The organism is Pseudomonas sp. CGJS7, from assembly GCF_036961695.1.
This window is the reverse complement of the sequence record NZ_JBAMDI010000116.1, coordinates 1-25,967: the sequence shown is the minus strand read 5'-3', so window position 1 is coordinate 25,967 and position 25,967 is coordinate 1. Positions and strand designations below refer to the sequence as shown.

Here is a 25,967-nt window from a genome sequence, read left to right as displayed (position 1 = left end):
GCATGCAACCCGTCGTAATTTCCAAGACCATCCTGCTCGCCGTCGTGCTCGCGCCGTTGCTCGGCGCGATTATCGCCGGTCTGTTCGGACGCAGGGTCGGCCGCGCCGGCGCGCACACCATCACCATCCTGGGCGTCGCCGCCAGCTGCGTGATGTCGATGATGGTGCTGTGGCAGCTGGTGGGGCAGGGCGCCGCGCCGTTCAACGAAAACGTCTACACCTGGTTCCAGATCGGCGGCTACGAGGCCCACATCGGCTTCATGGTCGACAAGCTGACCGCGATGATGATGGTGGTGGTCACCTTCGTCTCGCTGCTGGTCCACGTCTACACCATCGGCTACATGGCCGAGGACGACGGTTACCAGCGCTTCTTCAGCTACATCTCGTTGTTCACCTTCTCCATGCTGATGCTGGTGATGAGCAACAACTTCCTGCAGCTGTTCTTCGGCTGGGAAGCGGTGGGCCTGGTGTCGTACCTGCTGATCGGTTTCTGGTTCAAGAAGCCGACCGCGGTGTTCGCCAACATGAAGGCCTTCCTGGTCAACCGCGTCGGCGACTTCGGCTTCCTGCTCGGCATCTGCGCGGTGCTGTGGGCGCTGGGTTCGCTCGATTACGGCACCGTGTTCGCCAACGCGCCGACCCTGGCCGACCGCACCATCCAGATCTGGGGCGGCGAGCACCCGATCGTGTGGTCGCTGCCGACGGTGATCTGCATCTGTCTGTTCATCGGCGCCATGGGCAAGTCGGCGCAGGTGCCGCTGCACGTGTGGCTGCCGGACTCGATGGAAGGCCCGACCCCGATCTCGGCGCTGATCCACGCCGCGACGATGGTGACCGCCGGCATCTTCATGGTCGCGCGCATGTCGCCGTTGTTCGAGCTGTCGCAGACCGCGCTCAACTTCGTGCTGTTCATCGGCGCCACCACCGCGTTCTGGACCGGCCTGATCGGCATCGTCCAGAACGACATCAAGCGCGTGGTCGCGTACTCGACCCTGTCGCAGCTGGGCTACATGACCGTCGCGCTCGGCGTGTCGGCGTACTCGGCGGCGGTGTATCACCTGATGACCCACGCCTTCTTCAAGGCGCTGCTGTTCCTGGCCGCGGGCTCGGTGATCATCGGCATGCACCACGAGCAGGACATGCGCAAGATGGGCGGCCTGCGCAAGTACATGCCGATCACGTACTGGACCAGCCTGCTCGGCACGCTGGCGCTGGTGGGCACGCCGTTCTTCGCCGGTTTCTATTCCAAGGACACCATCATCGAAGCGGCCGCGCACGTCGCCCACGGCGAGCACGCGACCTGGGTCGCGCAGTACGCCTACTGGGCGGTGCTGCTGGGCGCGTTCGTGACCTCGTTCTACAGCTTCCGCCTGCTGTACATGACCTTCCACGGCAAGGAACGCTTCCGCGACGCCCACGCCGACCACGGTCATGGCCACGACGATCATGCGGCGCACGCCCATGACGATCACGGCCACAAGCACGACGATCACGCGCACGACGACCATGGCCACCACGGTCCGCACGAGCCGCACGAATCGCCGTGGGTGGTGACCGTGCCGCTGATGCTGCTGGCGATTCCGTCGGTGCTGATCGGCTTCTTCACCGCCGGTCCGATGCTGTTCGGTACCGACTGGAGCGGTCACATCAAGCAGTTGCCGTACTTCCTCGGCGCCATCGATCTGTTGCCCGAGCGCGACACCGTCGCCGAGTTGGCCAAGGAAGCCTGGCACGGTCCGGTCGCGTTCGCCCTGCACGGTTTCCAGGCGCCGGCGTTCTGGCTGGCGTTCTCGGGCTTCGCCCTGGCCACGGTCATGTACCTGTGGAAGCCGGAGCTGCCGGCCAAGGCCGCCAAGCTGTTCGCGCTGCCGATCCGCATCCTGGAAAACAAGTACGGCATGGACAATCTGTGGATCGACGGCTTCGCCGGCGGCGGCGTCAAGATCGGCAAGGCCTCGCGCGCGATCGACAGCGGTGTCATCGACGGCGCGATCGTCAACGGCAGCGCCGGTCTGGTCGGCTTCATCGCCAACCTGACCCGCCGGGTCCAGTCCGGTTACCTCTACCACTACGCCTTCGCGATGATCATCGGCCTGATTGCTCTGCTCGCCGTCGTCATCCGGTTCTGGCACTAATTCGACAAGGACACCCGACGTGAGCCCCGTGCCCTTGCTTAGCATTCTGATCTGGCTGCCGATCCTCGGCGGTTTCGCCACCCTGGCGTTCGGCAACGAACGCGCCAACGCCGCGCGTTGGTTCGCCTTGGTGGTGGCCATCATCACCCTCGGCTGCAGCGTGATGATGTTCACCCACGCCGACTTCACCAGCGCGAGCATGCAGCTGGTAGAAGACCGCGCCTGGATTCCGGCCTACGACATCCGCTACCACCTCGGCGCCGACGGCATCTCGGCGGCGCTGATCGCGCTGACCACGCTGACCTCGATGCTGGTGCTGATCAGCGCCTGGACCTCGATCGACAAGCGCGTCAGCCAGTACTACGCCGCGTTCCTGATCCTCGAAGGCCTGATGGTCGGCGTGTTCTCGGCGCTGGACGCGATGCTGTTCTATGTCTTCTTCGAAGGCATGCTGATCCCGATGTTCATCATCATCGGCGTGTGGGGCGGCCCGCGCCGCGTGTACGCGTCGGTGAAGTTCTTCCTGTACACCTTCCTCGGCTCGGTGTTCATGCTGGTCGGGTTGATCTACCTGTACCTGAAGGGCGGCAGCTGGCAGCTGGCCGACATGTACACCTTGTCGTTGACCGCGACCGAGCAGATGTGGATCTTCTTCGGCTTCCTGATCGCCTTCGCGGTCAAGGTGCCGATGTTCCCGGTGCACACCTGGTTGCCGGACGCGCACGTGGAGGCGCCGACCGCCGGTTCGGTGATCCTGGCCGCGATCATGCTGAAGATCGGCGGCTACGGTTTCCTGCGCTTCGTCCTGCCGATCGTGCCCGACGCCGGCCACGAGTACGCCTGGCTGGTGATCGCGCTGAGCCTGATCGCGATCATCTACGTCGGCCTGGTCGCGCTGGTCCAGGAAGACATGAAGAAGCTGATCGCGTATTCGTCGGTCTCGCACATGGGCTTCGTCACCCTGGGCACCTTCATCGCCTTCTACCTGGTCCACAACGGCGACGCCCACGGCACCGACGCGGCGCGTCTGGGCCTGCAGGGCGCGATGGTGCAGATGATCAGCCACGGCTTCGTGTCGGGCGCGATGTTCACCTGCGTCGGCGTGCTCTACGACCGCATGCACAGCCGCATGATCAAAGACTACGGCGGCGTCGCCAACGTCATGCCCTGGTTCGCCGCGTTCGTGGTGCTGTTCGCGATGGCCAACTCCGGCCTGCCGGGCACCTCGGGTTTCGTCGGCGAGTTCATGGTGATCCTGGCCGCGTTCCAGCAGCATCCGCTGGTCGCCGTGGGCGCCGCGACCACCCTGATCGTCGGCGCGGGCTACACCTTGTGGCTGGTCAAGCGGGTGATCTGGGGCGAGGTGGGCAATGCCCACGTCGCCGAGATGGAAGACATCAACCCGCGCGAAGCGCTGGTGCTGGGCGTGTTCGCGGTCGGCGTGCTGGTGCTGGGCGTGTGGCCCAAGCCGCTGACCGACCTGATGGAACCGGCGATCGCCAACCTCGCCAGTCAGATCGTCGCCAGCAAGTTGTAAAGCGCACGGGCTTTGCCCGCGCAGAAGTGAGTGGAAGCGAGAAGTGAGAAGTGAGAAAAGCACGAGCCGATGCCGCTCACTTCTCACTGCTCTGCGCTCGCTCCTAGAGCAAGGCTCGAAAAGCCGCCAAGAGATTCACCAATGAACATGCCCGTTAGATCCATCGCCGACATCATGCCTCTGCTGCCCGAACTGGTGGTCGTCGTCGGCGCGTTCGCGCTGCTGATGCTCGATCTGTTCGTGGAGGAGCGCAACCGCATCGTCTCCCACGTGTTCTCGATCGTGGTGGTCGCGGTGGCGACGGCGCTGATCGCCTTCGACGTGGGCGGGCACGGGGTCGTGCTCAGCGGCATGTTCGTGCGCGACACCGCCGCCGACGTGCTCAAGCTCGGTATCGGCGTGGTCGGCATCCTGTCGCTGATCTACACCTGGCCGTACTTGCGCGCGCGCAATCTGTACAAGGGCGAAGTCGGCGTGCTGATGCTGTTCGCCATCGCCGGCATGATGTTCCTGGTCTCCGCCGGCAGCCTGACCATGGTCTACGTCGGCCTGGAAATGCTGGCCCTGTGTTCCTACGCGCTGGTCGCGGTGGACCGCGACAGCCCGCTGGCCTCGGAAGCGGCGATCAAATACTTCGTGCTGGGCGCGCTGGCCTCGGGCCTGCTGTTGTACGGCCTGTCGCTGATCTACGGCGCCACCGGCAGCCTGATGCTCGATCAGATCGCCACCGCCGCCCAGGTCGGTCCGAAGTCGCTGATGCTGATCACCGGCGTGGTGTTCGTGGTCGCCGGCATCGCCTTCAAGTTCGGTGCGGCGCCGTTCCACATGTGGCTGCCCGACGTCTATCAGGGCGCGCCGACCCCGATCACCTTGTTCATCGGTGCCGCGCCCAAGCTGGCCGCGTTCGGCATGACCTACCGTCTGCTGGAAGTCGGCGCCAACGGCCTGGACAACCATTGGCGGCTGCTGCTCGCCGGCCTTGCGGTGATGTCGCTGGCGATCGGCAACCTCAGCGCGCTGGTGCAGACCAACCTCAAGCGCCTGCTCGCGTATTCCACCGTGTCCCACGTCGGCTTCCTGTTCCTGGGCATGGCCGGCGGCGGCGCGCAGGGTTTCGCCGCCTCGATGTTCTACGTCATCAGCTATTCGCTGATGACCGCAGCGGCCTTCGCCGCGATCATCGTGGTCTCCGGGCGCGGTTTCGACGCCGACAAGATCGACGACTACAAGGGCCTGAACGCACGCAGCCCGTGGCTGGCCGGCATGGTCCTGTGCGTGATGGCATCGCTGGCCGGTCTGCCGCCGTTCCTGGGCTTCTGGGCCAAGCTGGCGGTGCTGCGCGCCGCGCTCGAGGGCGACATGCTGTGGCTGGCGATCGTCGGCATCGTGTTCGCGGTGATCGGCGCGTTCTACTACCTGCGCGTGATCAAGGCGATGTACTTCGACGAACCCGAGGGCAAGATGCCGCCGATCAGCGACGACCGCCCGCTGCGGCTGGTGTTCGCGGTCAACGCGCTGTCGCTGCTGGCGCTGGGCCTGGTGTGGAGCCCGATCATGGAGTGGTGCAAGCGCGCCTTCATGGCCTGAGCCTGCCTCGCCGAAGCGAAGTACCGATGGGCCGGCTTATGCCGGCCCATTTCTTTTGCGGCGGCATGGACCGCGGCGCTTGCAAGGCGGCATCTCCGGCGCGACCGCGTGCGGACAGCGGTCGATACGCGATGTGCGCCGAAGCTGGTAGCGGGGGCAGGATTTGAACCTGCGACAGCGGCCGTTCGCGAACCAGATCGAATCCAATCGCATGCGTTCATGAAAAAGACTTGAAATATTTTGAACACGCTCTAAGATTGCGCACCTGCGAACGGCCAACGTTTCCCACGGGAACTCCCCGGCGGACACCGAGAATTTTCGCAGCGGTAAGCGGTAATCAAGAAGATTTGATTACAGGCTTGCAGTAAGTATCGCCGGCCGCTATCATGGTCGGCCTGATGCGGGGTGGAGCAGTCTGGCAGCTCGTCGGGCTCATAACCCGAAGGTCGCAGGTTCAAATCCTGCCCCCGCTACCAGCTTCGGCTGAAGGAGAGGCCTCTTACGAGGCTTTCTTTTTTGGTCAAGGCTCGGGCTTTGTGATCGCGCTCTGCTCGCGCGGACACGCCGAAATCCAGTTGTACGGACAAGGGGCCCAACGGGCCCCTTGTTGTTTTTGCGATTCGCGAAAGCGGGCCGCGGCGGGGCTGAACGGTTTCAGCAACAGGCGGTTTTGGCGCGGCGCGGCGGCCTAAGGTTTCGGCGGCCACGGTTCCAGCAGCCTCGACCGCGCAACGGAAAACACGTCGAAACATGGCGCGCCGAAGATCGGCGATGCCAGTCGCAACCCTCAGGAGTTCAGGCGCGTGACGGACAAAGCAACCCAAATCGCCGCATTGCTCGCCCCGACGGTAGAGTCGCTGGGCGTGGAATTGCTCGGCATCGAATATCTGCCGGCCGCCGGCAACGCGACCTTGCGCATCTACATCGACGTGCCGGCCGCCGAGGTCGACGCGACCCCGGAAGGCGAGCAGCCGCGCTCGGTCAGCATCGAAGATTGCGAAGCGGTGAGCCGCGAAGTGTCGGCCCAGCTCGACGTCGAAGATCCGATCGCCAGCAACTACACGCTGGAAGTCTCTTCGCCGGGCATCGACCGCCCGTTGTTCACCCTGGAGCACTACATCCGCTTCGCCGGCGAGACCGCCAAGGTCGCGCTGAAGCTGCCGCACGAAGGCCGCCGCCGTTTGCAGGGCGAGATCCTCGGTGTGGAAGCCGGGCAGGTGGTGTTCCTGGTCGAAGGCGCGCCCAACGAAGGCCGCTTTGCGGTGCCGTTCGCCAATATCGACAAGGGCCGGATCGTGCCGGACTGGGCCGCGCTGGGTTTCGCGCCGACCAAGCCCGGTCAGGCCGAGCCGGCCAGCGGCAAGGCCAAACCCAAGAAAAAGCCTTCGAAGCCGGGCGCTTCGAAGAAAAAGTAATTTGAATCTGACGCCAATTACCAACCCGAATAGCCGGCGGCGCGAGCCGACCCGTGCGGAGTGACGAGATGAGCAAGGAACTGTTGCTGGTGGTGGATGCGGTAGCCAACGAAAAGGGCGTGCCGCGCGAGGTCATCTTCGAGGCCATCGAGGCCGCGCTGGCGTCCGCCGCGAAGAAGCGCTACCACGACGAAGACGTGCTGGTGCGCGTGTCGATCGACCAGAAAGACGGCAACTACGAAACCTTCCGCCGCATGGAAGTCGTGGCCGACGACGTGGTCATGGAATCGCCGGACCGGCAGATCCGCCTGATGGACGCGGTCGACGAAGTCGAGGGCGTGGAAGTCGGCGACTACATCGAAGAACAGATCGAAAACCCGGATTTCGGCCGTATCGCCGCCCAGGCCGCCAAGCAGGTGATCGTGCAGCGCGTGCGCGAAGCCGAGCGCGCGCAGGTGGTGGATCAGTGGAAGGATCGCGTCGGCGAACTGGTCACCGGCATCGTCAAGCGGGTGGAGCGCGGCAACATCTACGTCGACCTGGGCGGCAATGCCGAGGCGATCATTCCCAAGGACAAGGGCATTCCGCGCGACGTGCTGCGCGCCGGCGACCGCGTGCGCGGTTACCTGTTCGACGTGCGCACCGAGCCGCGCGGCCCGCAGCTGTTCATCAGCCGCGCCGCGCCGGAGTTCATGATGGAGCTGTTCAAGCTGGAAGTGCCGGAAGTCGGCCAGGGCCTGGTTTCGATCAAGGCCTGCGCGCGCGATCCGGGCGACCGCGCCAAGATCGCCGTGCTCGCGCACGACAACCGCACCGATCCGATCGGCGCCTGCATCGGCATGCGCGGTTCGCGCGTGCAGGCGGTGTCGAACGAACTCAACGGCGAGCGCGTCGACATCGTGCTGTGGTCGGACAACCCGGCCCAGTTCGTCATCAACGCGATGGCGCCGGCGGAAGTGCAGTCGATCATCGTCGATGAAGAAAAGCACTCGATGGATCTGGCCGTGGCCGAAGACCGTCTGGCTCAGGCGATCGGCAAGGGCGGCCAGAACGTGCGTCTGGCCAGCCGCCTGTCGGGCTGGCAGCTCAACGTGATGACCCAGGATCAGGTCACCGCCAAGTCCGAGGCCGAGCAGACCACCGCCCGCCAGCTGTTCCAGGACAAGCTGGAAGTCGACGAGGAAATCGCCGGCATCCTGGTCTCGGAAGGCTTCAGCACGGTCGAGGAAATCGCCTACGTGCCGGTCGGCGAGCTGCTGGCGGTGGAGGGCTTCGACGAGGACATCGTCGAGGAACTGCGCGCCCGCGCCCGCGACGCCCTGCTCAACGAGGCGCTGGCCGCCGAGGAAGAGCTCGACGAGCACCAGCCGGCCGCCGATCTGCTGTCGCTGGAAGGCATGGACGAAGGCCTGGCCTTCACCCTGGCGGCGCGCGGCGTGGTCACCCGGGACGACCTGGCCGATCTGGCCACCGACGAGTTGACCGATATCGAAGGCGTGGACGAGGAACGTGCCGCCGCCCTGATCATGGAAGCGCGCAAGCACTGGTTCGAATGAGGTGACACGCGTCGCAAGAGGCCCGGCGAGGCGTCTTGCGGCAAACCGGGAATCGGCCCCAGGCCGGCCCCGGATTCGCAGGATCGGGCATCGGCCCGATCCGCGGGCAGGCCGAGATGGCTTGCGCGAGCCGGTGCAGGGGCGCGCGCGGAGCTAGAATGGCGCCATCACGCGCGGGATGCGTCCCGCGCCAAGAGGACACGGAAAACCGAATGTCGCAGCAAACCACCATCCGCAAGCTGGCCGAACTGGTGAACACGCCGGTCGAGAAGTTGCTGGAACAGCTGGCCGAGGCCGGCATGAAGTTCAGCGGCCCCGACCAGGTCGTGACCAGTATCGAAAAAGTCAAGCTGCTCGGCTTCCTCAAGCGTTCGCACGGCAAGGCCGATCAACCGGCCGAAACCGACGAGGCGGCGAAGAAGATCACCCTCAACCGCAGCCGCAAGCAGGAAATCACTGTCGGCGGCGGCAAGCACAAGACCACCGTGGACGTGGTCGTGCGCAAGAAGGTGACCCTGGTTCGTCCGAACGAATCGGCAGGCTCGGTTTCGCCGGACGACGAGCGCGCGGAAATCCTGCGCAAGCTCGAAGAGTCCAAGCAGCGCAACCTCGCCGAGCAGGAGCGTCTGGCCGCCGACGACAAGCGCCGCGCCGACGCCCTCAACGCCTCGCGTCTGGCCGCCGAGGAAGCCGCGCGCGCCAAGGCCGAGGAAGAGCAGAAAGAAAAGCTCGCCGACGCCAGCGCCAGCGCGCCCAGCGAAGACGACGCCGGCGGCGCCGCCCCGGTGCGCAAGCCGCCGACCACGCACGGCCACGGCCATCCCAAGCCGGCCGCGCCTGCGCCTGCGCGCCAGGACCAGAACACCGCGCCGAAGCACAAGACCCGCGGCTCGCACGCGATGGTCGCCGGCGTGGAGGACGACGATGCGGCCAACCGCTTCGCCGGCCAGTTGCATCTGTCCGCGTCCGACCGCGCCCGCCGCAGCAACAATTCGCGCGGCAAGGGCAACAACCGTCCGCAGCAGCGCCGCTCCAACGAGCAGGTGCGTTCCGGCGGCGGCCAGCACGGCTTCTCGCGTCCGACCGCTCCGATCGTGCGCGAGGTCGCCATCGGCGACACCGTCACCGTCGCCGATCTGGCCTCCCGGCTCGCGCTCAAGGGCGGCGACGTGGTCAAGGCGCTGTTCAAGATGGGCGTCATGGCGACCATCAACCAGAGCATCGACTACGACACCGCCGCGCTGGTGACCGAAGAACTCGGCCACACCGTGGTCCGCACCAACGCCAACGCCGCCGAAGACGCGCTGCTGGCGCACGCCGAGGAAGTGCAGGGCGACAAGACCCCGCGTCCGCCGGTGGTCACCATCATGGGCCACGTCGATCACGGCAAGACCTCGCTGCTGGATTACATCCGCCGCACCAAGGTCGCTTCCGGCGAAGCCGGCGGCATCACCCAGCACATCGGCGCGTACCACGTCGAAACCGCTCGCGGCGTGATCAGCTTCCTCGACACGCCCGGCCACTCGGCCTTCACCTCGATGCGCGCGCGCGGCGCCAAGCTGACCGACATCGTGGTGCTGGTGGTGGCGGCCGACGACGGCGTCATGCCGCAGACCCGCGAGGCGGTGCAACACGCCAAGGCGGCCGGCGTGCCGCTGATCGTGGCGATCAACAAGATCGACAAGTCCGGCGCCGATCCGCTGCGGGTCAAGAACGAACTGCTGGCCGAAGAAGTGGTCGCGGAAGATTTCGGCGGCGACACCCAGATGGTGGAGCTGTCGGCCAAGACCGGCGACGGCGTCGACGATCTGCTCGACGCGATCTCGCTGCAGGCCGAAGTGCTGGAACTGCGCGCGGTTCCGGTCGGTCGCGCCATCGGCACGGTGATCGAATCCTCGCTCGACAAGGGCCGCGGCCCGGTCGCGACGGTGCTGGTGCAGCAGGGCCAGCTCAAGAAGGGCGACTACCTGGTGTGCGGCGTGCAGTACGGCCGCGTGCGTGCGCTGTTCGACGAGACCGGCCGTCAGGTCGACTCCGCCGGCCCGTCGATTCCGGTGCAGGTGCTCGGTCTGTCGGGCGTGCCCGATGCGGGCGACGATTTCGTGGTGGTCGAGGACGAACGTCTGGCCAAGGACGTGGCGCAGCAGCGCGACGCCAAGCGCCGCGAATCGCGCCTGGTCGCCGCCGCCGGCAACCGCATGGAAGACATCATGGCCCAGATGGGCAAGGGCGAGGGCCAGCTGAGCCTCAACCTGGTCATCAAGGCCGACGTGCAGGGTTCGGTCGAGGCGCTGCGTCAGGCCCTGGTCGCGCTGTCCAACGATCAGATCCGGATCAACGTGATCAGCTCCGGCGTGGGCGGCATCACCGAATCCGACGCCAACGCCGCGGCCACCGCCAAGGCCACGGTGATCGGCTTCAACGTCCGCGCCGACGCCTCGGCCCGCCGCATCATCGAAGGCAACGGCGTGGACCTGCGTTACTTCTCGATCATCTATGACGTGATCGATCAGGTGAAGCAGGTGGCTTCGGGCATCCTCGGCGTGGAAATCCGCGAAGAGATCATCGGCATCGCCGAAGTCCGCGACGTGTTCCGCAGCTCCAAGTTCGGTGCGGTCGCCGGCTGTATGGTGGTCGAGGGCGTGGTCAAGCGCTCCAAGCCGATCCGCGTGTTGCGCGACAACGCCGTGGTGTTCGAAGGCGAGCTGGAATCGCTGCGCCGCTTCAAGGAAAACGTCGACGAAGTGCGCAACGGCACCGAGTGCGGCATTGGCGTGAAGGCGTACAACGACGTCAAGCCGGGCGACCAGATCGAGTGCTTCGAGCGCATCGAGGTTCAGCGCACGCTGTAAGGCCGGGACCGGAGCCGGGCGTTTCCGGCTCCGGATCCATCCAGGCGCTCCGACTTCCCGGACCGGGGAGCGGACAGGCAAGGGAGTCGGTATCCGCCTGGACGGCGGCTCCGGCTCCCAAGTCCTTTCTGGCGGCGGTTTTTCATTCCTGTTTTCTATTCGCGTTTTTTGGATCACATGCCAAGCAAGAAATCCTTCCATCGCACCGATCGCGTGTCCGCTCAGCTGCGTCGCGAGCTGGGCACGATCGTGCACGAAGCCGTGCGCGAACACGGCCTGCCGTCGGTCAGCGTGTCCGACGTGGAAATCTCGCGCGACCTGGCCCATGCCAAGGTCTTCGTCACCGCGCTGCAGCCCGAGCGTTCGCTCGAAGCGGTCAAGGACCTCAAGGAACTGGCGCCGAACCTGCGCTATCAGCTCGGCAAGGCGATGAAGCTGCGGCATGTGCCGGAGCTGCACTTCCATTACGACGACTCGGTCGACCGCGGCGAGAGCATCGACAACCTGCTGCGCGATCACCCGGATCTGCAAAAAGACGCGGACGAAGGCGAGGGCGGCGACAAGCCGGAGTGACCGGCGGCGCCGGCGCTCGTTAGACCGGCCGATCCGGCTGGGCGCGGGATGCCGGACCGGCTTGGTTTTCGCGCTTGGCTTCGACGCTTCGTTTGCGCCCCGGCCCGGGTGCGGCCTGGGCCGGCAAAGGCGGGTCCGCATCGGGGTTCGACTCTTATTGAGGTTCGGCGATTTCCGCCGGTTGACCGACTGGCCGGACTCGCACGCAGCGCGTTCCAGATTCGACGTGCCGATCCAGGCCCCGATTCGATCCCGGCCGCGGCGCCGCTTCGGCATCGACACGTCTCAGCCGCCGCCTGTAGACCTAGCGTTCGCACGGTCGGCTCACCCAGCCCATCCCCCTCCGCAGCACCCCTTCCCAGGAGCCCGCCCATGTCCGCGCTACCTCCGCGTTACGGTTCTCCGATTTCCTTCGCCGACGCCGGCCGGGTCATGCGCGCCGCGCAGGCTGCGGCCGAAGCCCAGGCGTGGCCGATGGTCATCGCCATCGTCGACAGCAGCGGCCACCTGGTGATGCTTCACAAGCTCGATCAGGCGCAATATGGCAGCATTCCCGTGGCGCAGGCCAAGGCCGAGACAGCGGTCAAGTTCCGCCGTCCGACCAAGGTGTTCGAAGACGCGGTCGCTGCCGGCGGTTTAGGCATGCGCTTGCTCGGCATGGACAATCTGTTGCCGTTGGACGGTGGGCTGCCGCTGATGCGGGGCGGCGAGGTGATCGGTGCGATCGGCGTGTCCGGGATGCAATCGACTCAGGATGCGCAAATCGCCCAGGCTGGGGTGGACGGCTTGCTTGAATACGACGCGTAAACGCAATTGGCGCAACGTCGACGGCATCTTGCTGCTCGACAAACCGCAGGGCCTGAGCTCGAATCAGGCGCTGCAGCAGGCGCGCCATCTGTTCCGTGCCGAAAAAGGCGGCCACACCGGCAGCCTGGATCCGCTCGCGACCGGTTTGCTGCCGCTGTGCTTCGGCGAGGCGACCAAGATCGCCGGGCTGCTGCTCGGCGCGCGCAAGGCCTACGCCACCACCGCCGTGCTCGGGCTGACCACCGACAGCGACGACGCCGACGGCGCGCCGCTGCTCGAACGCCCCGTGCCCGAACTCAACGACGCGACCATCGAGTCCGCGCTGGCGCCGTTGCGCGGCGCGATCCGCCAGCGCGCGCCGATCTATTCCGCGCTCAAGCAGGGCGGCGAACCGCTGTACGCCAAGGCCCGCCGCGGCGAGACCATCGAAGCGCCCGAACGCGACGTCGTCGTCCATTCGCTGGACCTCAGCGGCCGCGACGGCGCGCGCCTGGAACTGCAAGTCGAATGCGGCTCGGGCACCTACGTGCGCAGTCTGGTCCGCGACCTCGGCGAGAGCCTGGGCTGCGGCGCCCACGTGGCGGTGTTGCGGCGGCTGTGGGTCGAGCCGTTCATGCAGCCGCCGATGGTGACCCTGGAGCAACTGCGCGAGCTGGCCGAGCAGGGCGGCGAGCGCGCCCTGGACCAACACCTTCTGCCGATCGAAGCCGGCCTGACCGGTTTCGACCGGGTCAGCCTGGACGCGGCCTCCGCCCAGCGCCTGGGCCACGGCCAGGCGGTGGGCTGCGACGTCGGCGAGCCCGGACTGGTGGCGATCTACGGCGAAGCCGGCCGCTGCCTGGGCCTGGGGCTGCGTCAGGCCGAAGGCCGGCTGCAGCCGCAGCGCCTGTTCCGCTGGGCCGCGCAGGGCGGTTGAAAGTGCCGTCGCCGCGTGGCCGCGGCGCCTGTCTGAATGCGCCGCGCGGCCGAATTCACGTGCCGGCGGGGCTGTGAACCGGGTATCGATCGGTACCGATCCAAGGTCGCAATCGTCTTCGCGGGCTGTTACAATTCCGCCCGCTTTTCAAGCACTTCGCCCAAACCTGCGGTTCGGCGGCTGTTTGCAAGGCGTCCTTACCTAAAGCAAGCGGCGGGCCAGGCGGTGCGTCGGCGCGGTAATCCGCGACCGATTCGCTTCTGCGGGCCCCGCATCTACCGAGAACATACTCATGTCGATCGACACCAGCAAGATCATTGAAGACAACAAGCGCGGCGCCAGCGACACCGGTTCGCCGGAAGTCCAGGTTGCCCTGCTCACCGCGCGCATCGAACAGCTGACCGGCCACTTCAAGCAGCACAAGCAGGATCACCACAGCCGCCGCGGCCTGCTGATGATGGTCAACCGCCGTCGCAGCCTGCTCGACTACCTCAAGCGCAAAGACGGCGAGCGCTACAAGGCCCTGATCGAAAAGCTCGGTCTGCGCCGCTAATCGGACACCCAACCGCGGCGCAGCGATGCGCCGCGGTTTGTTTTGGCGGACACGAAAGTCCGCAGGCGATGCAGGAAGCAGCGCCACCAGCGCCGGTACGCAACCGCGACCGTCGAACTGGATCGGCCCCACGAGGCCACGTGCGACGCAGCGCCGGACCGCGCGCGAGACACATCCACCACAGGTCGCTGCGCCGGCGGCCGACCGGAGCGGGGCAAGGGCCCCGACCGGAACGCATCAGATCCCGAAGGAACCCACCGTGGCAAAAATTACCAAGACCTTCCAGTACGGCAACCATCAGGTGACCCTGGAGACCGGCGAAATCGCCCGTCAAGCCGGCGGCGCCGTGATCGTCAAGTTCGAAGACACCGTATTGCTGGTGACCGCCGTTGCCGCCAAGAGCGCGCGCGAGGGTCAGGATTTCTTCCCCCTGACCGTGGATTATCAAGAGAAGTTCTACGCCGGTGGCCGCATCCCGGGCGGCTTCTTCAAGCGTGAGGGCCGCGCGACCGAGAAGGAAACCCTGATCTCGCGTCTGATCGACCGCCCGATACGTCCGCTGTTCCCGGAAGACTACAAGAACGAAGTCCAGATCATCGCCACCGTGATGTCGATGAATCCGGAAATCGACGGCGACATCCCGGCGCTGATCGGCGCTTCGGCCGCCATGGCGCTGGCCGGCACCCCGTTCCAGGGCCCGATCGGCGCGGCCAAGGTCGGTTACAAGAACGGCCAGTACCTGCTCAACCCGACCGCGACCGAACTGGCCGACTCCGAGTTGGAACTGGTCGTCGCCGGTACCTCCAACGCGGTGCTGATGGTCGAATCCGAAGCCAAGATGCTGTCCGAGGACGTCATGCTCGGCGCGGTGATGTTCGGCCATCGCGAAATGCAGAAGGTCATCAACATCATCAACGAGCTGGTCGTCGAAGCCGGCACCAAGGCGTCCTCGTGGGAAGCTCCGGCCAAGAACGACGCGCTGATCGGCGCGCTCAAGCAGGCCGTCGGCACCCAGCTGGAGCAGGCGTTCCAGGTGCGCGACAAGCTGCAGCGCCGCGACGCCATCGGCGCGATCAAGAAAGACGTGATGCAGTCGCTGGTCGGCCGCGCCGAAGCCGACGGCTGGGCCACCGCCGAGCTGTCGAAGGAATTCGGCGAACTCGAATACCAGACCATGCGCAACTCGGTGCTCAGCACCAAGGTCCGCATCGACGGCCGTGCGCTCGACACCGTGCGCCCGATCGCTTCGAAGGTCAGCGTGCTGCCGCGTACCCACGGCTCCTCGCTGTTCACCCGCGGCGAGACCCAGGCCATCGTGGTCGCCACCCTGGGCACCGCGCGCGACGGTCAGATCATCGACGCCGTCTCGGGCGAGTACAAAGAACACTTCCTGTTCCATTACAACTTCCCCCCCTACTCGGTGGGCGAGTGCGGCCGCTTCGGCGCGCCCAAGCGTCGCGAGATCGGCCACGGCCGTCTGGCCAAGCGCGGCGTGCTGGCGGTGATGCCGACGATGGAAGAATTCCCGTACACCATCCGCGTGGTCTCGGAAATCACCGAGTCCAACGGCTCGTCCTCGATGGCTTCGGTCTGCGGCAGCTCGCTGGCGCTGATGGATGCCGGCGTGCCGATCAAGGCGCCGGTCGCCGGCATCGCGATGGGTCTGGTCAAGGAAGGCGACAACTTCGTCGTCCTGTCCGACATCCTGGGCGATGAAGATCACCTCGGCGACATGGACTTCAAGGTGGCCGGCACCTCGGCGGGCATCACCGCGCTGCAGATGGACATCAAGATCCAGGGCATCACCGAAGAGATCATGAAGGTGGCCCTGGCTCAGGCCAAGGCCGGTCGCCTGCACATCCTCGGCGAGATGGCTCACGCCATCACCAGCTCGCGCACCGAGCTGTCCGAGTACGCGCCGCGTCTGCTGACCATGAAGATCCACCCGGACAAGATCCGCGAAGTGATCGGCAAGGGCGGTTCGACCATCCAGGCGATCACCAAGGAAACCGGCACCCAGATCGACATCCAGGACGACGGCACCATCGTCATCGCCTCGGTCAACGCCGCCGCCGCGCAGGCCGCCAAGGCGCGCATCGACCAGATCGTCTCCGACGTCGAGCCGGGCCGCATCTACGAAGGCAAGGTCGCCAAGATCATGGACTTCGGTGCGTTCGTGACGATCCTGCCGGGCAAGGACGGTCTGGTCCACGTCTCGCAGATCTCCAGCGAGCGCGTCGAGAAGGTCAGCGACAAGCTCAAGGAAGGCGACGTGGTCAAGGTCAAGGTGCTGGAAGTCGACAAGCAGGGCCGTATCCGCCTGTCGATCAAGGCCGTGGAAGAAGGCGAGGGCGTGCCGGCGGCGTAAGCCCCGCGCGGTTCATCGCTGAATACGAAAAAGCGGGCTTCGGCCCGCTTTTTCTTTGTCCGCCGGTCGGCGCGGTCGCGCGGCCGCGGCATCGATTTCGGACGCGTCCGATTGATCGCGGATGCAGCGCGCAAACATAGTGACGCGCCCGAGATCGGCTCGGGCCGTGCGCGCAGGGTCATGCCGTCGACGCACTGGGTTCGATGGCGGATTCATGACTCGCATTCCCGGCGCCGTGCGCGTCTATTCGATTTTCGCGTTCCTGCTCGCGGCATCGCTGCTTTCGCCGCGTGTCCACGCGGCGCCGGCGCCTCATTCGGCAGAGTCCGCGCCGCAAGTGTCGGTCGGCGTGCAAATGCGTTCGCTGACCCAGAAGGACGATCACCAGCCCACCTTCGCGGCGGCGTTCCTGCTGTGGGTGTCGGCGCGCGATGCGCAGGTGCAGCCCGACAACATCGTCCTGCTCAACGCCGCTGCCCACGTCAAAGTGGTTCCGGCGGTCGCGCGCAAAGACCGCGACGGCGTGGTTCATCGGCTGTATCGGGTTTCCGGCGATTTCTATGTCGGCCGTCAGGCCAACGCCAATCTGCTGCGCGGGCAGCGCGAACTCGATGTGCTGGTGGCGCTGCGGGGTGTCGCCGCGACGCTGTCGGCCGACGCCGACGCCGCATCGGCGCTGCAGACGGAACTGGCCGACGGCTCGATCTTGCCGATGCGTTCGTTCGTGACCGGCGAGACGTCCGCCGTCTTCGCCGATTCGTTTCGCGTCGGCCGCGGATTCGGCCAACAGGTATTGGTGGCGCGGTACACGCTGCCGGCCAGCGCGGTTTCGCCGAAGGACGCGCTCGCCGCCGTGCTCGGACGCGGCAACCCTTGGATCGCCGCCCTCAGTCTGGCCGCGCTCGGCTTGGCATGGTTCGGCTTGCGCCGGCCACGCGCGCACACGCGACGCATGCTGCTGAGTCTGAGCGCGGCGACGGTGCTGGCTTACGAGCTCAATCGCATGGCCTTGCAGGCCGCTGCCGCGCACGTCTCCGGCCGGAGCATGGAGGCGATGCTGGATCTGTCCAACCTGCTGTGGTGGATGGCGCCGGCGCTGTGGCTGCAGGTGCTGCTTTCGACCTTCGCCTGGCGGCGCATCGCCCAGACCTCCGGTTACCCGGTGCCCGGCATCACCCGCACCCTGGTGCCGCTGGTGACCGCGGCGCTGTGTTTCACCCTCGCCCTGCATTACGTCTGGGGCTATTCGGTCGAGGCGGTATGGGCCGCCTCGGGCGTGTTGTCGCTGGTGCTCGGCCTGGCCCTGCAGGGCCTGATCCTCGACGCGTTCGCCGGCATTTTTCTCAACCTGGAGCGGCCGTTCAAGCTGTTGCAGTGGGTCAGCATCACCGAGTACCAGGGGCGCGAGTACGAAGGCCAGGTCATCGACATCAACTGGCGCTCCACCCGCCTGCTGACCCGCGCCAACAACATCGTCTCGGTGCCCAACAGCAATCTGACCCGGGCGATGATCGTCAACTATGCCGAGCCGACCACGCCGAGCCGGTTGGAGTTGACCCTGGACTTGTCGGCGCAGGTGCCGATCGCGCTGGCCCGGCGGTTGATCGTGCAGGGCATGCTCGCCGCGGCCCGCGACGGCCGCATCCTCGCGCATCCCGAACCGCAGGTCGCGGTGGTGGAAACGCTGGCCGAGGGCCGGACCGGTTATCGCGGCTACTTCTACGTCGACCTCAATCTGGTCGCCGCGACCGTGGCGGTGACCGATGCGATGGAGGCGGTGATCGAGCTGTTGGCGGCCAGCGGCATACACGGGTGCGCGCAAGTCGCCCAGGAGCAGATCGGCCAAGAACCGGGCGCAGGCGAGCAGAGCGCGGATGCGCCGCTGCCGGCGCAACCGATGGCGACGGCGAGCATGCCGGTCGTCGCGGCGGCTCCGGCATCGCTGATGGAGGCCGAAGTCGCGCTGATCCAGGCCAGTTGGGCCAAGGTCGAACCCATCGCCGATACCGCGGCGCAGCTGTTCTACCAGCGCCTGTTCGAACTCGACCCGGAACTGCGCCGGCTGTTCCGTACCGACGCCGCCACCCAGCGCCGCAAGCTGATCGGCATGCTCGCGATCGTGGTGCAAGGCCTGGGACGGATGGACCGGTTGATGGCCACGGTCGAGGAGTTGGGCTTGCGCCACGCGGGCTACGGCGTGCAGCCGCGGCACTTCGACACCGTCGGCAGCGCCTTGCTGTGGACCCTGGGGCAGGGCCTGGGGCCGGCGTTTACGCCGGAGGTCGAGCAGGCGTGGACACGGGTTTACCGTTTTTTGGCGCAGGCCATGACCGGCATGAACAAGGGGCCGGCGGATGTGAATATTGCGTTATGACGGTGGGAATCCATGAATTCGCCGCGAAACCGCCGGCATTCGCCTGGGTTGCTGTATTCGCTCGCTCCAGCCGCAGGCCGGCGCCTGGCCGCAAGCCCGGGGGGCGGCCGGCTCCGATGTGCGGCTTTTGGGTGCGAAGCTGGCGGATGGCGGACCGAGGGCGGCGGAAGTGCGCCTCGAGGTCATGAGCGGCGTGGGCGGGGCGTGTCCTGTTTTGCCCATTCAGCGCGATTAGTAACCGATATCGCCAAAAACAGCTGTTCAGGGGAACGACCCAATGAGCGTCAGCCGATTGCCTTCGTCCGCGGTGCAGCCCCGGATCCACCCTGCCGAGCCCAATGCGTGCGAGCGATCGCAGGCTGCCGGAGAGTTCAACCCATGATTATCGATCGCCTGTTTGCCGCCATAGGATCGGAACGCGAAGGGCCGCTGGCTGGCGCCCCAGACGCGACGGGCCTGGTGAAGCGCCGGTCCGCGGTTGCGGCTCGGCAGTCCGCGCTCGCCCGTTTCATGGCTGCGCTGTCGATGGCTTGCGATGCCTTGCCAGGCCGCCCCCGCGGACGCATCGCGCCGGTGTCGCGGTCTACCGGGCAAGCGGCGTCGGCCGGCCTTGTCGCGCGCGGCGATTCGCGCGGCACGGGCCTGGCGAGGCAATCGGATCGGTCCGGGCGCATCGCGCTGGCCGCCAGCGCATTGCGATCCATCGTTCCCCGCGCCAATACAGCGGCATCCCGCGCCATGCTCGCGCTTTGCGTTTCGTTGCTTGCTCCCTCGGCGATGGCGCAGGCGTTGAGTTGCGCCAACATTTACGCGATTCCCACCAATAGCGCGCTAGCCAGCGCCCCCATTTACACAGTCAACCGCTCAACCGGCGCGTTGACCAGCATAGGCCGCAGTTTTGCCCCCATCGCCTCCAATTTAAGCGTCAACGCATTGGGTATCGACGCGGTCAATCAGCGCGCTTTCGCCACCAACACGGTCCCCAGCGGCACAGCCCCTCTGAGGTTTTACGTGTTGGTCAAGAATATTTCGACCAATGGGCAAGCCAACGTTGTTGTTCCAACCCAAAATACGATAAACGCCGGTACCATCCCCGCCGGGTCGATTCCGATGGGCGCGGTGAATCCGATCAACGGCAGATACTATTTCGTCCAACTGGTAACCGGCGACGCCGCGTACTTGTCCTGGTACGACCACGGCAGCGGCGGCTTCAGCAACGGTCCCGTCGCTCGGTTCGTGCTGCCCAACGGCGCCGACAACGGCGATATCGCATTCGACGGCAACGGCAATCTCTACGTTGTTTCTCTCGGTACGGTCACTCGCCTGAGCACGCTCCCGGACAACGGCACCGGCGCTGCGTCTCCGGCGTCGACGACCACGGTTCCGCTTATCCAGATCGGCTCGCCGCCCACGGGCGTGAACACCAATTCGGCGGCTTTTGGCGACGACGGCAGCCTGTACATCAGCGCTCTCGACGCATCGTTCGTCTCCAGGCTGTATAGGCTCAACCCGACCAACGGCAGTCTTATCGGTTCGTCGATGGCGTTCACGCCCGCGACATTGGTCGGCGACATGGCCGGCTGCGGCACGCCGCCGTCGCTGAGCGTTCGCAAGAATTTCTCGTTGGGACGCGCGGCCGCCACCGATCAGATCGACGTCTCCATCACCGGCGGCGGCATTATCGACGGCAACGGCAACCACGGCATCACCAGCGGCAACGAAAGCGGCGTCCAGAACCAGGTGCATACGGAAGTGGGCGGGCCGCTGCTCGGGATCAGCGGCACGACCTATACGATCAGCGAAGCCGTGGCCACGGGCAGCGGCACCAACCTGGGGCGATATGCAACGTCGTGGACGTGTGTGAACACGGTGAACTCGGCCACGCTCGCGAGCGGAACCGGGACTTCGGGTACGGTCACGTTGCCGGGCGGTACGGCCAACGTCAATGCGGTTTGTACCTTCACCAATGAGACGTTGCCGACGCTGACGATCCGCAAGAACGTCACCAACGACAACGGCGGAACGGGTACGGCAGCGAGTTTCGGTATTGCCACCACGGCCGGCGCGCTGACCTTCGGCGCCAACACCGGCACCGCGCAGAACGCGGTGTACACGGCCACTGCGCTCAACGTGAACCCGGGCACTTACACGCTGCGCGAGAACGACATCGTCGGTTACACCGAAGGCACCTGGACTTGCAGCAACGCCGGCACCGGCACTTTTACCTTGAACAACAACACGATCGCGGCCGGCTCGGTCACGATCGCGGCCGGCAACAACCTGACCTGCCAAATCACCAACAACGACCAGGGTGCGTCGCTGACGATCCGCAAGAACGTCACCAACGACAACGGCGGCACGGGCACGGCGGCGAGCTTCGGCCTTGCCACCACGGCCGGTACGTTGACCTTCGGCGCCAACACCGGCACTGCGCAGAATGCGGTGTACACGGCCACTGCGCTCAACGTGAATCCGGGCAGCTACACGCTGCGCGAGAACGACATCGCCGGTTATGCGGAAGGTACCTGGACTTGCAGCAACGCCGGTACCGGCACTTTCACTTTGACCAACAGCACGATTGCCGCCGGCTCGATCACGCTGACGGCGGGCAACAACGTGACCTGCCAGATCACCAATAACGACCAGGGCGCGTCGCTGACGATCCGCAAGAACGTCACCAACGACAACGGCGGCACGGGCACGGCGGCGAGCTTCGGTCTTGCCACTACGGCCGGCACGCTGACCTTCGGCGCCAACACCGGCACGGCGCAGAATGCGGTGTATACCGCTACCGTGCTCAACGTGAACCCCGGAGCCTACACACTGCGCGAGAACGACATCGCCGGTTATACCGAAGGCACCTGGAGTTGCAGCAACGCCGGCAGCGGCACCTTCACCCTGAGCGACGATACGATCGCCGCCGGCTCGATCACGCTGGCAGCGGGCAATGATGTGACCTGCCAGATCACCAACGACGACCAGGGTGCGTCGCTGACGATCCGCAAGAACGTCACCAACGACAACGGCGGCACGGGCACGGCGGCAAGCTTCGGTCTTGCCACCACGGCCGGCACGCTGACCTTCGGCGCCAACACCGGCACCACACAGAACGCGGTGTATACCTCCACCGCGCTCAACGTGAGCCCCGGCACCTACACGCTGCGAGAGAACGACATCGTCGGTTACACCGAAGGCACCTGGACTTGCAGCAACGCCGGTAGCGGTACTTTCACCCTGAGCAACGATACGATTTCGGCCGGTTCGATCACACTGGCGGCGGGCAACAACGTGACTTGCGAGATCACCAACGACGACCAGGGCACGTCGCTGACGATCCGCAAAAACGTCACCAACGACAACGGCGGCACGGGCACGGCGGCAAGCTTCGGTCTGGTCACCTCGGCCGGCACGCTGACCTTCGGCGCCAACACCGGCACCGCGCAGAACGCGGTGTATACCTCCACCGCGCTCAATGTGAATCCAGGCACTTACACGCTGCGAGAGAACGACATCGCCGCCTACACCGAAGGCACCTGGACTTGCAGCAACGCCGGCACCGGCACTTTCACCTTGAACGACAACACCATCGCGGCCGGCTCGGTCACGATCGCGGCCGGCAACAACCTGACCTGCGAGATCACCAACGACGACCAGGGTGCATCGCTGACGATCCGCAAGAACGTCACCAACGACAACGGCGGCACGGGGACGGCGGCGAGCTTCGGTCTGGTCACCTCGGCCGGCACGCTGACCTTCGGCGCCAACAGCGGCACCGCGCAGAACGCGGTGTATACCGCCACCGCGCTCAACGTGAACCCGGACACCTACACGCTGCGCGAGAACGACATCGCCGGTTATGCGGAAGGCACCTGGAGTTGCAGCAACGCTGGCAGCGGCACTTTCACCCTGAATAACGACACGATCGCCGCCGGTTCGATCACGCTGGCGGCGGGCAACGATGTGACTTGCCAGATCACCAACGACGATCAGGGCGCGTTGCTGACGATCCGCAAAAACGTCACCAACGACAACGGCGGCACGGGGACGGCGGCGAGCTTCGGTCTGGCCACCTCGGCCGGGACGCTGACCTTCGGCGCCAACACCGGCACCGCGCAGAACGCGGTGTATACCGCCACCGCGCTCAACGTGAACCCGGGCACCTACACACTGCGCGAGAACGACATCGCCGGTTATACGGAAGGCACCTGGAGTTGCAGCAACGCCGGCAGCGGCACCTTCACCCTGAGCGACGATACGATCGCCGCCGGCTCGATCACGCTGACGGCGGGCAACGATGTGACCTGTCAGATCACCAACAACGACCAAAGCGCTTCGGTGACGGTGACCAAGGTGTCCAACGGCGGTACCGGTACCTTCGGTTTCAGCGGCAGCAACGGCGTCAGCGCGCACAGCATCACCACGACGGCCGCAGGCACCGGCGAGGCCGGTACGCAGCAGACGTTGACGGCCTCGGGCGTGCAAACGACGATCACCGAGGATGCGCCGCCGGCGGGCTTCGCGCTGACCAGTATCGCGTGTACCGGCCTGGGCACGGGCATCGCGACGCCGGACCTGGCGACGCGCACGGTCACGTTGGACGCGGCGGCGACCGCGGCGGGCAACAACATCGCGTGTACCTTCACCAACACCAAGTCGCGCACACTGACGGTCAACAAGGCCTTGTCGCCGACCAGCGACGTGGGCACGTTCATCATGACCGCGAACGGCACCCCCGGTACCGCGGCGGGCGACGGCGCCACGGCGAGCGCGACGGTGAACGTCGGAGCGACCGCGACGTTCTCCGAAGCGGTGGGCAGCGCGGCGACGGATCTGACCCATTACACCACCGCTTGGAGTTGCGACACGACCCCGGCAACGACGGGCACGGGCACGTCGGGCAGCTTGACCATGCCCGATGCGGATGTGATTTGTACGATCACCAACACCCGTAAGCCGGTGGAGGTGACGTTGAAGAAGGCCTGGACCAACGGCAAGACCAATGACGGCGTGGACCTGTCGATCACCGGTGGCAGCGGCGCGGTCGCGGGCAGTTCGGTCGTGGGCGGCGCCTCGAGCGACGCGACGGCGACGGCCAGCGTGGGCGCGACGGTGACCCTGACCGAAGCGTTCAAGGCCGGCAGCACCGGCAACAACTACACCACGACGCTGGCCTGTCTGGACGCGAACAACGCCACGGTGCCGGTGACCGGCACGGGCCTGTCGCGGACCATCACGATGCCGGCGACGGCGGTGACGTGTACCTACACCAACAGCCGCATCGCGCAGCAGTTCAATCTGGCCAAGACCTGGGGCGCGGGCGCGACCAATAACCACACCGCCAGCGCGACGACCACCGGCGGCAGCGACAACGCGACCTTCAGTTCGACCGCACCGACCGACACCACCAACGCCTTGGCGGTGACGGTGTATGCCGGCGACGAGCTGACCTTGCCGGTGGAAACCTTCGGCGGCGGTGCGACGGCGGCCAACTACAACGCGGCGATCGCCTGTACCGGCGGCACGCCGCTGGCCTCGGCGACGCTGCCGCAAACGCTGACGGTGGCGGCGAGCACGACGGCGACGACGTGCACCTACACCAACACCCCGGCGACCAAGAGTCTGACCCTGCGCAAGCAATGGCGCGGCGCGGCGGCCAACGACGATGCGTCGCTGACGGTAGCCAGCGGCGGAGCGACCATCGACACCTTCGAATCCAACGCCGACAGCGCCGACGAACTGGATACCGATGCGACGCCGACCGAGGTCTCGATCGGTACGACGGTGACGCTGGCGGAAACCTTGGCCTCGGCCAATGCCGGCCGTTACGACCAGACCCTGGCCTGCACCGGCGCGGCCGATACCGATCCGTCCGACGGGTTGACCATCGGCGCGGCCGACAGCGCGATCGTGTGCACCTTCACCAACACCCGGCAGTCGACCAATCTGTCGATCGCCAAGACCAATACGCCGACGGCCGGACCGCACGATCAGATCGGCGATAGCGTCACCCGCGGCGTGGACACGACGTACCACTTGCGGGTGACCAATCACGGTAGCAGCGCGGTGACCGGCGCGGTGGTTCGCGATACGCCGGTCAGCGGCCTGGATTGCGCCGTGGCCAATCCGGTGACCTGCACCGGCGGCGCGGGTTGCCCGAGCGGCGCGGTCACGGTCGGCGAATTGAACAGTGGCGTGGCCCTGGGGACGTTGACGGCCGGCGAGTCGGTGACGTTGAGCTTCAGCTGCCAGGTGCAGTAACGGCAACGGCGCGCGGCGGCCGCGTGGCCGCCTCGCGCACAAGGACGAAAGCGGCAGGCGTTCGGACTCGCCGCCGCTACCGCCGGTTCAACGGGTTTCTTCGCAGTCCTGGCGCTGCGTGTCGGGCACGAAGCCGCCCTGCATCAGAAACATCGGCGGCCCGTTCGGCGGAGCGCCGGAACCGCCGGCCGGCGGTTGCTGCGCGGGCGCGATCGGGCGCGCCCAACTCTGCGCGCGTTCGCTCGCGCGCTCGCGCGCCTGGCTGGATTGCTCCGGCGACAGATCGCGGGTCAGGGCGCGGATCTGGGCGTCGATCATTTCGCGCGGATTGAAGCCGGCGCGGCCGGGCCCGCGCATGCCGCGCGGGCCGGGGCCGATCGGCGCGGCGGCCTTGGGGTCTTCGTTCGCGTCCGCCGGCGGCAATGAGTCGCGCAGTTGCAGGAACAGCGCCAACGATTCGACCGGGTCGGGCCGCACCGCCTGGCCGAGGAAGTTGCGGCGCATGCCATCGCGTTGCGGCGAATAGGCATAGGCCAGCGAGGCCAGCATGCGCGCGTCGCCGCGTTGGGCGGCGGTGCGGGCGACCGATTCGGCTTCGCCGCGGTAGGTCGCCAGTCCGGGCAGGTTGTCGAGCAGTTCCTGATAGCGGAAGGCGTTGCCGCTGGCGTAATGGCGCATCGCCGCCGGCAGGCCGGCCAGCGCCGCGCGGCGCCAATAGGCGGCGCGCTGTTCGGCTGCGATCGGCGGCACCTGCGCGCAGTGCTCGGACTGGCTCAGCAAGCGGTCGGTCATGTTCTGGTAGCTCTCGGCCATGCGCTTGCGCTGCTCGCGTTGCTGCTCGGTGTCCTGCGGCATGCGTTCGAGTTGGCGCTCGAAGTTGTCCAGACTGTTTTCGGCGCCGGCCAGGCGCAGGCGCAGGCCGTCGCAGTACTCCATCTCCGCGGCCAGGCGGCAGGCCGCGGCGGGTTCGCTGGCGGCGCGGCGTTGCAGCTCCGGCAGGATCAGCCGTAGCGGCGTGTCCACCGGCGGCAGCGGA

13 protein-coding genes, 1 tRNA gene and 1 pseudogene are annotated in these 25,967 nt (G+C 66.4%); 14 read left to right on the top strand and 1 reads right to left on the bottom strand.

Features of this window, described 5'->3' with window-relative positions; translation table 11 throughout:
- Positions 1-2: 2 nt before the first annotated feature.
- The 14 genes and pseudogenes from nuoL (at position 3) to V7787_RS41440 (ending at position 24,931) form a co-directional block, all read left to right on the top strand.
- Positions 3-2,135 carry an NADH-quinone oxidoreductase subunit L gene (nuoL, locus tag V7787_RS41505; protein ID WP_336093405.1) on the top strand — a complete coding sequence of 711 codons (2,133 nt, stop codon included), beginning with the start codon at positions 3-5 and terminating at the stop codon, positions 2,133-2,135.
- A gap of 19 nt (positions 2,136-2,154) precedes the next feature.
- Entirely contained in the window at positions 2,155-3,672 is a 1,518-nt protein-coding gene (locus V7787_RS41500) for an NADH-quinone oxidoreductase subunit M (protein WP_336093403.1), read from the top strand.
- A 141-nt stretch (positions 3,673-3,813) separates the two neighbouring features.
- A complete protein-coding gene (nuoN, locus tag V7787_RS41495) occupies positions 3,814-5,259 on the top strand; it encodes an NADH-quinone oxidoreductase subunit NuoN (protein ID WP_336093401.1) in 1,446 nt (481 codons plus the stop codon).
- 399 nt (positions 5,260-5,658) lie between these two features.
- Positions 5,659-5,735, top strand: a tRNA-Met gene (locus tag V7787_RS41490).
- A 327-nt stretch (positions 5,736-6,062) separates the two neighbouring features.
- Positions 6,063-6,560 (top strand): annotated as a pseudogene (gene rimP, locus V7787_RS41485) (ribosome maturation factor RimP); the annotation flags it as partial.
- 182 nt (positions 6,561-6,742) lie between these two features.
- Positions 6,743-8,230: a transcription termination factor NusA gene (gene nusA, locus V7787_RS41480; protein ID WP_336093397.1), complete on the top strand. Its 1,488-nt coding sequence runs from the start codon at positions 6,743-6,745 to the stop codon at positions 8,228-8,230.
- Between the two features lie 212 nt (positions 8,231-8,442).
- The gene (gene infB / locus V7787_RS41475; protein ID WP_336093395.1) at positions 8,443-11,082 is read left to right on the top strand and encodes a translation initiation factor IF-2; all 2,640 of its coding nucleotides are present in this window, start codon (positions 8,443-8,445) and stop codon (positions 11,080-11,082) included.
- Between the two features lie 177 nt (positions 11,083-11,259).
- Positions 11,260-11,655, top strand: coding sequence for a 30S ribosome-binding factor RbfA (gene rbfA / locus V7787_RS41470; RefSeq protein ID WP_336093393.1), 396 nt, complete (start codon positions 11,260-11,262; stop codon positions 11,653-11,655).
- A gap of 372 nt (positions 11,656-12,027) precedes the next feature.
- Complete coding sequence (locus V7787_RS41465) at positions 12,028-12,462, top strand: GlcG/HbpS family heme-binding protein (protein WP_336093391.1); 435 nt, start codon at positions 12,028-12,030, stop codon at positions 12,460-12,462.
- Complete coding sequence (gene truB, locus V7787_RS41460; protein ID WP_336093389.1) at positions 12,446-13,378, top strand: tRNA pseudouridine(55) synthase TruB; 933 nt, start codon at positions 12,446-12,448, stop codon at positions 13,376-13,378. Before V7787_RS41465 ends, truB begins: the two co-directional genes overlap by 17 nt.
- A gap of 292 nt (positions 13,379-13,670) precedes the next feature.
- A complete protein-coding gene (rpsO, locus tag V7787_RS41455) occupies positions 13,671-13,931 on the top strand; it encodes a 30S ribosomal protein S15 (RefSeq protein ID WP_442965356.1) in 261 nt (86 codons plus the stop codon).
- Positions 13,932-14,190: 259 nt separating this feature from the next.
- Complete coding sequence (gene pnp, locus V7787_RS41450) at positions 14,191-16,299, top strand: polyribonucleotide nucleotidyltransferase (protein ID WP_336093387.1); 2,109 nt, start codon at positions 14,191-14,193, stop codon at positions 16,297-16,299.
- A gap of 214 nt (positions 16,300-16,513) precedes the next feature.
- The gene (locus V7787_RS41445) at positions 16,514-18,673 is read left to right on the top strand and encodes a globin domain-containing protein (RefSeq protein WP_336093385.1); all 2,160 of its coding nucleotides are present in this window, start codon (positions 16,514-16,516) and stop codon (positions 18,671-18,673) included.
- A gap of 48 nt (positions 18,674-18,721) precedes the next feature.
- Complete coding sequence (locus V7787_RS41440) at positions 18,722-24,931, top strand: beta strand repeat-containing protein (RefSeq protein WP_336093383.1); 6,210 nt, start codon at positions 18,722-18,724, stop codon at positions 24,929-24,931.
- Between the two features lie 87 nt (positions 24,932-25,018).
- Here the strand turns inward: V7787_RS41440 and V7787_RS41435 are convergent.
- On the bottom strand, positions 25,019-25,967 hold a 949-nt coding region (locus V7787_RS41435; RefSeq protein WP_336093382.1), incomplete at its 5' end, for a hypothetical protein.

Coding starts and splice junctions, on each gene's coding strand:
- nuoL (WP_336093405.1), top strand. CDS start 3: ATGCAACCCGTCGTAATTTCCAAGACCATCCTGCTCGCCGTCGTGCTC.
- nuoN (WP_336093401.1), top strand. CDS start 3,814: ATGAACATGCCCGTTAGATCCATCGCCGACATCATGCCTCTGCTGCCC.
- nusA (WP_336093397.1), top strand. CDS start 6,743: ATGAGCAAGGAACTGTTGCTGGTGGTGGATGCGGTAGCCAACGAAAAG.
- infB (WP_336093395.1), top strand. CDS start 8,443: ATGTCGCAGCAAACCACCATCCGCAAGCTGGCCGAACTGGTGAACACG.
- rbfA (WP_336093393.1), top strand. CDS start 11,260: ATGCCAAGCAAGAAATCCTTCCATCGCACCGATCGCGTGTCCGCTCAG.
- V7787_RS41465 (WP_336093391.1), top strand. CDS start 12,028: ATGTCCGCGCTACCTCCGCGTTACGGTTCTCCGATTTCCTTCGCCGAC.
- rpsO (WP_442965356.1), top strand. CDS start 13,671: ATGTCGATCGACACCAGCAAGATCATTGAAGACAACAAGCGCGGCGCC.
- V7787_RS41445 (WP_336093385.1), top strand. CDS start 16,514: ATGACTCGCATTCCCGGCGCCGTGCGCGTCTATTCGATTTTCGCGTTC.